Here is an 11,611-nt window from a genome sequence, read left to right on the forward strand (position 1 = left end):
GCGCCGGCCTAGTAGCCGTCGACCACCGCGTTGAGCAGCGGCTCGCCCGCGGCGAGCCGGCGGATCTGGTCGCCGACCAACCGGTAGGCCCGGGGCAGCAGACCCCGTACCGTGCCGGCCACGTGCGGGGTGAGCAGCACGTTCGGCATCGCCCACAGCGGGTGGTCGGCGGGCAGCGGCTCGGGGTCGGTGACGTCCAGCGCGGCCGAGATCCGGCCGGTACGCAACTCGGCGACGAGGGCCTCGGTGCGCGCCACCGGGCCCCGGGACGCGTTGACCAGGAGGGCGCCGTCCGGCAGCGCCGCGAGGAACGTCCCGTCGACCAGTCCCCGGGTCTGGTCGGTCAGCGGCACCAGCAGCACCACGATGTCGGCCTCGGGCAGCAGCCGGGGCAGCTCCGCCACGGCGTGGACGCCGGGCCTGGGCGTCCGCGCGACCAGGGTGACGCTCACCTCGAACGGAGCGAGGCGGGCCTGGACGGCGGTGCCGATCGAGCCGGCCCCGACGATGAGCACCCGCTTGCCGATCAGCTCGTCGGTGGGCGTCACGTCGGCGTACGCCCACTCGCGCCGCGCCTGCGAACGGGCGAGCGCCGGAAAGGCCCGCAGGTGGGACAGGATCGCGGCCACCACCCACTCGGCCGTGGCGGGGTCGTGCACGCCGCGTGCGTCGCAGAGCGTCACCCCCGGCGGCATCCGGCCGACCCACGCGTCCGCGCCGGCCGACAGCAGCTGCACCACCTCGAGATCCGGGAACTCGCGCAGCAGGGCCGGACCCGCCGACCCGGCCAGGAAGGGTGGGACCCAGAACCGGACGTCGGAGGTCGCGGACGGAAGCCGGGCCAGGTCCGGCGCCACCTCCACCGTGACGCCCGCTGGCAGGTCACCGAGCAGAGCAGGGCCGTTCTCGTGCGGGATCCACACCTTCACGCCCGCCGACACTAGGCCCTCGGCCGACCCTCCGCCCAGCGGGGTCGGTCCGCGTACCCGAAGGGGACGGGCGATCCACGCCACGGCATGGATGATCTGACTCAGTGGGTATAACGGGAAGCCGGCAGCACCAGCCGGTCTCCGCCCGCCCCTCGCAGACAGGTGGTTCGATGAGCGACGGCTCCACCCCCACCCCCGGGGGCCGGGCCGGGCCGAGCGCGGCGCTGGCCGACCCGGACCGGCTCCGGTCGCTCGCCGACACCCGGCTGGGGGCGCGGCCCGACGAGGCCTTCGACCGGTTCGCCCGGTTGGTCGCGGACCTGCTCGACGTGCCCGTCGCGCTGGTCTCCCTGGTCGACGCCGACCGGCAGTTCTTCCCCGGCGCGACCGGGTTGCCGCAACCCTGGGCGCGGCGTCGGGAGACACCGCTCAGCCACTCGTTCTGTCAGCACGTGGTCGACCTGGAGGCACCGATGGTGCTTCCGGACGCGCGGCTGTATCCCCGGGTCCAGGACAACCTGGCCGTTCCGGACCTCGGCGTGGTCGCGTACGCCGGGGTGCCGCTGACCGACCTGGACGGCCGGGTCCTCGGGTCGCTGTGCGCGATCGACGGCAAGCCCCGGGCCTGGACGGCAGCCCAGCTCCAGACCCTCGCGGACCTGGCGGCGGCCTGCACCTCGGAGCTGCGGCTGCGGATCGCGCTCGACGGCGCCGAGCAGGCCCGGCGCCAGGCCGAGGAGGCGCACGAACGGCTCGCGCTGCTGGCCGGCCTGAGCGAGACGCTTGCCGGCAGCCTCGATGTCGGCACCGCGCTGCGCCAGCTCGGCGCGACGATGGTCCCGCTGCTCGCCGACTGGTGCCTGGTCAGCGTCGTCGGCCCGGACGGCGAGGTACGCGACGTGGCGGCCGTGCACCGGGACCCGGCGCAGGCGGCGGACATGGTGCGCTTCGCCCACCTGATGCGCACCCGTCTCGGTCCGGAGTCGGTCACCCGGGCCGTTCTGCGCACCGGCGAACCGGTGCTCGCGAGCGCCGCGACGATCGCCGACGTCCGGCGCGGGACCCGCGGACCGGAGCTGCCCGAGATCGCCGAGCGACTCGGCTTCGCCTCGCACCTCACCGTGCCGATCAGCGACGTCGGCCGGGGACGCGTGCTCGGGACCATCACGCTTGTGAACGGGCCGGACCGGCGGCACTTCGACGACAGCGACCTGCTCACCGCCGTGGAGATCGGCCGCCGGGCCGGGCAGGCGATCGGCAACAGCTCGGTGTACGGGGAGCAGCGGCACGTCGCCCACGTCCTCCAGGACAGCATGCTGTCGCCGCTGCCGACCTCGAACGGGTTGGAGCTGGCCGCCCGGTACCAGCCGGCCGCGGACCGGGTGGAGGTCGGCGGCGACTGGTACGACGCCTTCCATCAGCCGGACGGCGACCTCGTCGCCGCGATCGGAGACGTCGCCGGGCACGACATCGAGGCGGCGGCCACCATGGGGCAACTGCGCAACCTGGTCCGGGGAAACGCCTACGGCCGCGGTGACACCGCCGGCGACCTGATGCGCCACCTGGACGACACCATGCGTGGGCTGCGGATCACCGGTGCCGCCACGGCCGTGCTGGCCCGCCTCCGGCCGGACGGGACGGGTGGGCAGTCGCTCGCGTGGTGCAACGCCGGCCACCCGGCGCCGCTTGTGGTGCGGGTGGGCGGGGCGGTCGAGCCGCTGGCGGCGCCACCGGAGCCCCTGCTCGGTCTCACCCGGCCGGTCCGCCGGACCACCCACCACGCCCGGCTGGCGCCGGGCGACACCCTGCTGCTGTTCACCGACGGTCTCGTCGAACGACGGGACCGGGCCATCGACGTCGGCCTGGCCGGGCTGGCCGACCGGCTCCACGGCACCGACACCGTCCCCCTCGACCGGCTGTGCGAGCTGCTGTTGGCCTCGGCGCACCACCGGGAGGACGACGTCGCGCTGCTGGCGGTCCGGGCCCGGTGACGCCGCCGCACGGAACCGGCCGCGTCCGACGGACCCGGATGCCCGCCGGGTCGGGCTAGGCTGGGCCGGGTGAGCGCCCGTCCCCCGTACCCTCGCACCCGCCGCCTCCGGGCGGCCCTCGCGGCGTCGTGCGCGGCGCTGCTGGTGACCACCGGTTGCAGCTTCGGCGAGCCGGAGCCGGACGAAGCCGGCCAGCCACCCACCTTCCCCACCCCGTCGGCCACCGCGAGCGCGGGCGGCGCCGGCCAGGAGGTCGTGGCGACGGTGCTGGCGAAGGGCCTGCGCGTCCCGTGGGGAATCGCCTTCCTCCCCGACGGCGGCGCGCTGGTGACCGAGCGGGACAGCGGCCGGATCCTCCAGGTCGGCCCCGAGTCGGGGCCCGACGGGCTGAAGGTGACCGTCGTGCAGACCATCGCCGAGGTGTCGGCGGGCGGCGAGGGCGGCCTCCTGGGCATCGCCGTGTCGCCGGGCTACCAGCGGGACCGTACGGTCTTCGTCTACTACACGGCCGAGCGCGACAACCGCATCGCCCGGCTCCGGCTCGGCGAGCGGCCGCAGCCGGTCCTCACCGGGATCCCGAAGGCCGGCATCCACAACGGCGGCGGCCTGGGATTCGGGCCGGACGGTCAGCTCTACGCCAGCACCGGCGACGCCGGCGACCGGGCGCAGTCGCAGGACGTGAAGCGCCTCGGCGGCAAGATCCTGCGGATCACCGCGGACGGGAAACCGGCGCCCGGCAACCCGTACCCGGGGTCACCGGTCTGGTCGGTCGGGCACCGCAACGTCCAGGGGTTCACCTGGACCACCGACCGGAAGATGTACGCGGTCGAGTTCGGGCAGAACACCTGGGACGAGATCAACGAGATCGTCAAGGGCCGCAACTACGGGTGGCCGCAGGTCGAGGGGCGCTCCGACGACCGCCGGTACGTCAACCCGATCGTCCAGTGGCCCACCTCGGACGCCTCCTGCTCCGGGCTGGCCCGGGCGGAGAACGTCCTCGCCACCGCCTGCCTGCGCGGACGGCGGCTCTGGCTGGTCGAGCTGACCGCCACGGGCACGACGCTCGGCCAGCCGCGGGACCTGCTGACCAACCGCTACGGCCGGCTGCGGGCGATCGCCGCCGCACCGGACGGCTCGCTCTGGGTGAGCACCTCCAACCACGACGGGCGCGGTGATCCGGCCCCGGAGGACGATCGGCTCCTGCGCCTGGTGTTCGCTGACGGCGGAGCCGGACGAAGCTGACGTCCGGGGACACCGGGCCCAGGTTTGCCAAGATCCCGAGACGGGCAGGTCAGAATTTCAGCATGGATGGCGAGCAGAACGAGCAGCAGCACGGCCGGGCCCCCGAGCCCGGCCGGATCCGGTGGTTCCCGTTGCGCCGGCCGTGGCGCGCCGGCGGAGGCTCGACCCGTCGGCGGGCGCTGCGCGCCACCGGCGTGACGCTGGCCGTGCTCACCGTGACCCTGACCGGGGTCACCCTCGGAGCGCTCGCCGGCGGTCGGGTGAGCACCGACATCGGGCCGTTCCAGGCGGACCTCACGGTGACACCGGCCCTCCACGGCGGCACCACTGTCGACGTCCCGCCGCTCGGCGCGCTGCAGCTCGACAGCCATAGCGGCCCGACCCACCTGACCGTGGATCTGGGCGCGCTCGACCAGAGCCGCACCGAGGCTCTGCTGCACGACCCGGCCAGCCTCAGCCAGGCGAGCGCCACGGCCGTCGACGACGTCCGCGAGGGGGTGATGCGGCTCGGGGTCCGGACCGTCGCCGCGGCCGTGCTGGTCACCCTGGTGCTGGCCCTGCTGGTGTTCCGCGACACCCGGCGGGCCGCCTGGGCGGGCACGCTCGCCCTGGTGGTGACCGCGGGCAGCCTGGGCACCGCGGCGGCCACCATGCGGCCCCAGTCGATCGAGGAGCCGCGCTACGAAGGACTGCTGGTCAACGCGCCGGCGATCGTCGGCGACGCGCGGCGGATCGCCAACGACTACACCCGCTACGCCGAGCAACTCCAGCGCATCGTCGGCAACGTCAGCCAGCTCTACACCACCGTCTCCACCCTGCCGGTGTACGAGCCGGCGCCCGGCACCACCCGCGTGCTGCACATCTCCGACCTGCACCTCAACCCGGCCGCCTGGCAGGTCATCCGCACGGTGGTGGAGCAGTTCGGCATCGACGTCGTCGTCGACACCGGGGACATCACCGACTGGGGCAGCGAGCCGGAGGCGAACTACGTCGCCTCCATCGGGCTGCTCGGCAAGCCGTACGTCTACATCCGCGGCAACCACGACTCGGGGCGTACGGCCGCGGCGGTGGCCCGCCAGCCCAACGCCGTCGTGCTCGACAACACGACCGCCACCGTCGCCGGCCTGACCATCGCCGGCATCGGCGACCCGCGCTTCACCCCGGACAAGAGCACCTCGCCGGCGGGCAGCGGCCTGACCAGGGAGACCGCCGACCAGCTCATCGGGACGGGTGACCAGCTCGCCGCCACGGCGCGCAGCGCGCCCCGCCCGGTGAACCTCGCGCTGGTGCACGACCCCGCGTCGGCCGGCCCGCTCGCCGGCGCCAGCCCCCTGGTGCTCGCCGGGCACACCCACCGACGTGAGGTGTCCCGGCTGCCCCAGGAGAAGGGCCAGCCACCCACGCTGCTGATGGTGCAGGGCTCGACCGGCGGCGCCGGCCTGCGCGGCCTGGAGGGCGAGCAGCCCACCCCGCTGTCGATGACCGTCCTGTACTTCGACGAGGACAAGCTGCTCCAGGCGTACGACGACATCACCGTCGGCGGGACCGGCCAGGCCCAGGTGAACCTCCAGCGGCACATCGTGGAGGACCCGCAGGCCGGTCCTTCCGCACCGGTCACCCCCACCCCGACCCGCTGACCCGGCGCCGGACTTACCGGCGCCGGGTGGCGCGGTCAGCGCAGCGACAGGGCGGCGAGGGCGGCGTTGACGATGCTGCCCGGCAGCAGGTCGTGCAGTTCGTACAGCTCGGTGACGCTGCCGGACTGGCCGAACTCGTCGACGCCGAGCGGCACCGCCGGGGCCCCGACGGCCGAGCCGAGCCAGGCCATCGCGTGCGACGCGGCGTCGTGCACGGTGACCACCGGCACCCGGTCGGCGAAGGCCGACCGCAGGGCGCCGGGGACGCTCGGGACGGTGGCCGTGCGGACCCCCTGACGCAGGGTGCGCTGCCACGCCCGGTACAGGCGGTCCAGGCTGGTGACGTCGACGACGTGCGCGGCGATGCCCTCCTCGGCCAGTTCGGCGGCGGCGGCGAGCACCTCCGGCAGCACCGCGCCGGAGGCGGCGAGCTGCACGACCGGGGCGTCGGCCAGGTGCGGGTGCGCCTGGTGCGCGTCGACCAGGCGGTACGCGCCGGCGAGCACCTGGCGGCGCAGCACCGCGTCGCCGAGCCGGGTGCGGGCCGCCTCGAACGGCGCCTGGTCCACCGGGCGGGTGCTGAGCCGGAAGTAGTAGGCGCCGTCGTCGGCGGGTGCGGCGGTCGCGGCGGGCGCCGCTCCCCCGGCGATCTGGCCGAGGGCGTCACACAGCAGCCAGTCCAGCGTGGCCGCGTACGCGGGCTCGACGAAGGTGACTCCGGGCAGTTCCAGGCCCACGCTCGCGGTGATCGTGGACTGGTGGGCGCCGCCCTCGGGGGCGAGGGTGATGCCCGACGGGGTGCCCGCGACGACGAACCGGGAGCCGGAGTAGGTGCCGTAGAGGAAGGCGTCCAGGCCGCGCAGCACGAACGGGTCGTACACGGTGCCGACCGGCAGCAGCGGCTGCCCGGACAGGTCCCACGCCAGGCCGAGCTGACCGAGCAGCAGGAACAGGTTCATCTCCGAGATGCCCAGCTCGATGTGCTGGCCGGCCGGGCTCTCGGTCCAGCGCAGCATCCGGTCCTCCGACCAGGAACGCTGCTCGGTCGGGGCGAACACCCCGGTCTTGTTGATGAACCCGGCCAGGTTGGTGGAGGTCGCGACGTCCGGCGCGGTCGTCACCAGGTAACGCCCGACCTGCGGGTCCCGGGCCAGGTCGACAAGCACCCGGCCGAAGACCTCCTGGGTGGAGATCGGCTTGTTCGCGCGTACCCTCGTGGTCTCCGGAACGGCGACCCCCAGCGCACGCGTGCGGGGCGCCCGGGACAGCGCCTCCCGGCGCTCGCCGGCGCGGATGCCGGCCGGGGACGCCGGATCGAGGCGGTCCCACTCGGTGTCGCGGGTGAGGCCGTGCGCCGCGCGCAGCGCGTCGACCTGCTCCGGGGTGAGCAGGGCCGAGTGGTTGCGCGGGTTGCCGGCGATCGGCAGTCCCCAGCCCTTCACGGTGTACGCGAAGACGACGCTGGGCCGGTCGGTGACCGCGTCGCACTGCGCGTACGCGTCGAGCATCGCCGCCAGGTCGTGCCCGCCCAGGTCGGTGACGAGCGGGCCCAGTTCGTCGTCGGGGATGTCGGCGATGAACTCGGCGATGCCCGCCGGGGCGCCGTCGAGGAACTGCTTGCGCAGCGCCGGCCCGGCGAGGCCGAACAGCGACTGGTACTGCTCGTTGGGCATCGCGTCGATCCAGTCGCGCAGCGCCTCGCCGCCGGGCCGGGCGTACGCCTCGGCGAGCCGGCGGCCGTACTTGACCTCGACGACGTGCCAGCCGGCCGCCTCGAACTGCCCGCGCCACTGGTCGATCCGGATGCCCGGGACGACCCGGTCCAGCGACTGGCGGTTGAAGTCGACAAGCCACATCACGTTGCCCAGCCCCTTGGTGGCCGGGTCGGCGACGGCCTCCCAGATGTTGCCCTCGTCCAGTTCGGCGTCGCCGATGACCGCGACGAAGCGGGAGCGCGGGCGCTCGCCGAAGTGGGCGTCGACGTAGCGGCGGGTGACCGCCGCGAACAGCGGCGCGGCCGCGCCCAGACCGACCGAGCCGGTGGAGAAGTCCACCTCGTCGGGGTCCTTGGTGCGCGACGGGTACGACTGCAGGCCGCCCCGGGCGCGCAGCCGCGTCAGGTACGACCGGTCCAGGTTGCCGAGCAGGTACTGGATGGCGTGGAACACCGGGGACGCGTGCGGCTTGACGGCGACCCGGTCCTCGGCGTCGAGGTGCGCGAACCACAGCGCCGTCAGGGCGGTGACCAGCGACGCGCTTGACGCCTGGTGCCCGCCGACCTTGACGCCGTCGCCGGTGTTCCGGTCGTGGTTGGCCGCGTCGACGATGCGGGTGGCGAGCCAGAGCACCCGCCGCTGGATCTCGTCGAGGACGTCGAGGTCGTGCTGGTTCACGGTGACTCCATCCGGGCGTCGCCGTTGACGCCCTGCTGCGGGGGTGGGGCGTTGAGAAGGGTCCCCTCCTATGCACCAGGCGTTAAGAGGGGACCCTTCCTTTCAGCTCTGGGCGCCGAGGCGGTCCAGGATCAGGTCGCGGACGGTCTTCGCGTCGGCCTGGCCGCGGGTGCTCTTCATGACCGCGCCGACAAGCGCGCCGGCCGCGGCGACCTTGCCGCTGCGGACCTTCTCGGCGATGTCCGGGTTGGCGGCGATCGCCTCGTCCACCGCGGCGGTCAACGCGCCGGTGTCGGAGACGACCTCCAGGTTGCGGTTCGCCATCACCTCGGTCGGCGAGCCCTCGCCGGCCACCACACCCTCCAGGACGGTCCGGGCCAGCTTGTCGTTGAGCTTGCCGGCGTCGACCAGGCTCTGCAGCTCGGCGACCTGGGCCGGCGTCGCCCCGACGTCGGCCAGTTCCACGCCGGTCTCGTTGGCCCGGCGGGACAGCTCACCCAGCCACCACTTGCGGGCGGCGGCCGGGGTGGCCCCGGCGGCGACGGTCGCCTCGATGAGCTCGACCGCACCGGCGTTCAAAATCGACTGCATGTCCAGGTCCGACAGCCCCCACTCCTGCTGGAGGCGGCGGCGGTGCAGCCGGGGCAGCTCGGGCAGCTCCGCCTTCAGCTCGGCGACCCAGGCCGGGTCCGGCGCCAGCGGCACCAGATCCGGCTCCGGGAAGTAGCGGTAGTCGGTCGCGGTCTCCTTGGACCGGCCGGGCGTGGTGTCCCCGGTGTCCTCGTGGAAGTGCCGGGTCTCCTGCGTGATCCGGCCGCCGGCGTCGAGCACCGAGGCCTGGCGCAGCATCTCGGAGCGCACGGCCCGCTCCACCGACCGCAGCGAGTTGACGTTCTTCGTCTCGGTGCGCGTGCCCCACTCCTCGCCCGGCCGGTTGAGCGAGGTGTTCACGTCGCAGCGCAGCGAGCCCTCCTCCATCCGGACGTCGGAGACGCCCAGCGAGCGGATCACGTCCCGCAGCTCGGTCACGTACGCCCGGGCCACGTCCGGTGCCAGCGCCCCGGTGCCCGGGATCGGCATGGTGACGATCTCCACCAGCGGGATGCCGGCCCGGTTGTAGTCGACGAGCGACTCGGTCGCACCGTGGATCCGGCCGGTCGCACCCCCGACGTGCAGGGTCTTGCCGGTGTCCTCCTCCAGGTGCACCCGTTCGATGCCGATACGCACGGTCTCGCCGTTCACCTCGACGTCCAGGTAGCCGTCGACGCAGAGCGGCTCGTCGTACTGGCTGATCTGGAAGTTCTTCGGCATGTCCGGGTAGAAGTAGTTCTTCCGGGCGAACCGGCACCACGTCGCGATCGAGCAGTTCAGCGCGAGGCCGATCCGGATGGTCGCCTCGATGGCCGCCTTGTTCGCCACCGGCAGCGAGCCCGGCAGGCCCAGGCAGACCGGGCAGACCCGGGTGTTCGGCGCGCCGCCGAAGTCGGTCGGGCAGCCGCAGAACATCTTGGTGTTCGTGCCCAGCTCGACGTGGGTCTCCAGGCCGATCACCGGTTCGTAGCGCGCGACGACCTCGTCGTACGCGGGCAGTGTCGTCGTCATCGGTGCTCCTGCCTCACAGTGCCGGTGGGGTGAACGTGCCGACGGCGCTCTCCAGCGCGGCCGCGACCCGGTACATCCGGTCGTCGGCCATCGTCGGCGCCATGACCTGGAGACCGACCGGGAGCCCCTCGGACAGGCCGCACGGCACCGAGATGCCCGGCCCGCCGTACAGATTGGTCGGGATGGTGAACAGGTCGGCCAGGTACATCTGGTACGGGTCCGCGGTGCGCGCCCCGATCGGGAACGCCACGAACGGCGTCGTCGGCGAGATCAGCGCGTCGACCTGCTCGAACGCGGCGGTGAAGTCGCGGGTGATGAGCGTGCGGACCTTCTGCGCCTGGCCGTAGTACGCGTCGTAGTAGCCCGACGAGAGCGCGTACGTGCCGATCATGATGCGCCGCTTGACCTCCGGGCCGAAGCCGGCCTCGCGGGTCAGCGACATGACCTCCTCCAGCGACCGGTTGCCGTCGTCGCCGACCCGCAGGCCGAACCGGACCCCGTCGAAGCGGGCCAGGTTGGAGGAGCACTCGCTCGGCGCGATCAGGTAGTACGCCGGCAGCGCGTACTTGAAGTGGGGGCAGGACACCTCGACGATCTCGGCGCCCAGCTTGGTGAGCGTGTCGACCGCCTCGCGGAACGCGGCGATGACGCCCGGCTCGGCGCCCTCGCCGGTGAACTCCTTGACCACACCAAGCTTCACGCCGGTCAGGTCGCCGGACGCGCCGAGCCGCGCGGCGGCGACCACGTCCGGCACCGGGGCCGGGATCGAGGTCGAGTCCCGCGGGTCGTGGCCGCCGATCACCTCGTGCAGCAGCGCGGCGTCCAGCACCGTACGCGCGCACGGGCCGGGCGTGTCCAGCGAGGACGAGAACGCCACCAGCCCGTACCGGGAGGTCCCGCCGTACGTCGGCTTCGCGCCGACGGTGCCGGTGACCGCGCCGGGCTGGCGGATCGAGCCACCGGTGTCCGAGCCGATCGACAGCGGCGCCTCGTACGCCGCCAGGGCCGCGGCGCTGCCGCCACCCGACCCGCCCGGGATCCGGCTCAGGTCCCACGGGTTGTGCGTCGGCCCGTACGCCGAGTACTCCGTGGAGGAACCCATCGCGAACTCGTCCATGTTGGTCTTGCCGAGCATCACCGTGCCCGCCGCGCGCAACCGCTCCACGATCGTCGAGTCGTACGGCGGGCGCCAGCCCTCCAGGATCCGCGACCCGACGGTGGTCGGCACGCCCTTCGTGGTGAGCACGTCCTTCACCGCGACCGGCACGCCCGCGAGGGGGCCGAGCGGCTCACCGGCCGCCCGCCGGGCGTCCACCGCGCGCGCGGCGTCCAGCGCGCCCTCGCTGTCGACGTGCAGGAACGCGTGCACCCGGTCGTCGACCGCGGCGATCCGGTCCAGGTGGGCCCGGGTGACCTCGACGGCGGAGGTCTCGCCCTTCGCCACCAGGCCGGCGAGTTCGACGGCGCTGAGCTTCGTCAGGTCGGTCACGATGCCACATCCTCGTCCAGGATCCGCGGGACGCGGAACCGCTGCTCCTCGGCGTCGGGCGCGCCCGACAACGCCTCCTCGGGGGTCAGGCACGGCGTCACCACGTCCTCGCGCAGCACGTTCGTCAGCGGCACGGAGTGGGACGTGGGCGGGATGTCCGCCGCGGCGACCTCGCCGACCTGGGCGACCGCCTGGAGGATCACGTCGAGCTGGCCGGCGAAGGTGTCCAGCTCCTCCTCCGTCACGGCGAGCCGCGACAGTCGCGCCAGGTGCGCGACCTCCTCGCGGGAGATGGCGGCCATCGGTGCCCCCTTCGTGGCTGTCCTGC

8 protein-coding genes are annotated in these 11,611 nt (G+C 73.8%); 3 read left to right on the top strand and 5 right to left on the bottom strand.

Annotation, left to right across the window (positions count from 1 at the left end):
• Window positions 1-8: 8 nt before the first annotated feature.
• Window positions 9-929, bottom strand: a complete 921-nt coding sequence (locus tag ABTW87_RS04405) for a 2-hydroxyacid dehydrogenase (RefSeq protein ID WP_350648412.1) — start codon at window positions 927-929, stop codon at window positions 9-11.
• 170 nt (window positions 930-1,099) lie between these two features.
• Here ABTW87_RS04405 and ABTW87_RS04410 point away from each other — a divergent pair, with 170 nt between their 5' ends.
• From ABTW87_RS04410 to ABTW87_RS04420, 3 genes are all read left to right on the top strand, one after another.
• Complete coding sequence (locus ABTW87_RS04410; RefSeq protein ID WP_350648414.1) at window positions 1,100-2,920, top strand: SpoIIE family protein phosphatase; 1,821 nt, start codon at window positions 1,100-1,102, stop codon at window positions 2,918-2,920.
• Between the two features lie 69 nt (window positions 2,921-2,989).
• Window positions 2,990-4,162 carry a PQQ-dependent sugar dehydrogenase gene (locus tag ABTW87_RS04415; protein WP_350648415.1) on the top strand — a complete coding sequence of 391 codons (1,173 nt, stop codon included), beginning with the start codon at window positions 2,990-2,992 and terminating at the stop codon, window positions 4,160-4,162.
• 62 nt (window positions 4,163-4,224) lie between these two features.
• Window positions 4,225-5,799 (top strand): metallophosphoesterase family protein, encoded by a 1,575-nt coding sequence (locus ABTW87_RS04420; protein WP_350648417.1) that lies wholly within the window; start codon window positions 4,225-4,227, stop codon window positions 5,797-5,799.
• Between the two features lie 35 nt (window positions 5,800-5,834).
• On the opposite strand, the gene ABTW87_RS04425 is transcribed toward ABTW87_RS04420, so the two are convergent.
• The 4 genes from ABTW87_RS04425 to gatC form a co-directional block, all read right to left on the bottom strand.
• Entirely contained in the window at window positions 5,835-8,192 is a 2,358-nt protein-coding gene (locus tag ABTW87_RS04425) for a thiamine pyrophosphate-binding protein (protein WP_350648419.1), read from the bottom strand.
• A 102-nt stretch (window positions 8,193-8,294) separates the two neighbouring features.
• Window positions 8,295-9,794, bottom strand: a complete 1,500-nt coding sequence (gene gatB, locus ABTW87_RS04430) for an Asp-tRNA(Asn)/Glu-tRNA(Gln) amidotransferase subunit GatB (RefSeq protein WP_350648420.1) — start codon at window positions 9,792-9,794, stop codon at window positions 8,295-8,297.
• A 13-nt stretch (window positions 9,795-9,807) separates the two neighbouring features.
• Window positions 9,808-11,283 carry an Asp-tRNA(Asn)/Glu-tRNA(Gln) amidotransferase subunit GatA gene (gatA, locus tag ABTW87_RS04435; RefSeq protein ID WP_350648421.1) on the bottom strand — a complete coding sequence of 492 codons (1,476 nt, stop codon included), beginning with the start codon at window positions 11,281-11,283 and terminating at the stop codon, window positions 9,808-9,810.
• Window positions 11,280-11,585, bottom strand: a complete 306-nt coding sequence (gene gatC, locus ABTW87_RS04440) for an Asp-tRNA(Asn)/Glu-tRNA(Gln) amidotransferase subunit GatC (RefSeq protein WP_088995614.1) — start codon at window positions 11,583-11,585, stop codon at window positions 11,280-11,282. The genes gatA and gatC overlap by 4 nt, the downstream gene beginning before the upstream one ends.
• Between the last annotated feature and the right edge of the window lie 26 nt (window positions 11,586-11,611).

Origin of the sequence: Micromonospora sp. NPDC126480 (assembly GCF_040302465.1) — a bacterium.
Classification (GTDB): domain Bacteria; phylum Actinomycetota; class Actinomycetes; order Mycobacteriales; family Micromonosporaceae; genus Micromonospora.

Excerpts from the sequence above, each read along its gene's own strand:
- ABTW87_RS04410 (WP_350648414.1), top strand. The coding sequence starts at position 1,100 with ATGAGCGACGGCTCCACCCCCACCCCCGGGGGCCGGGCCGGGCCGAGC.
- ABTW87_RS04420 (WP_350648417.1), top strand. The coding sequence starts at position 4,225 with ATGGATGGCGAGCAGAACGAGCAGCAGCACGGCCGGGCCCCCGAGCCC.
- gatB (WP_350648420.1), bottom strand. The coding sequence starts at position 9,794 with ATGACGACGACACTGCCCGCGTACGACGAGGTCGTCGCGCGCTACGAA.
- gatC (WP_088995614.1), bottom strand. The coding sequence starts at position 11,585 with ATGGCCGCCATCTCCCGCGAGGAGGTCGCGCACCTGGCGCGACTGTCG.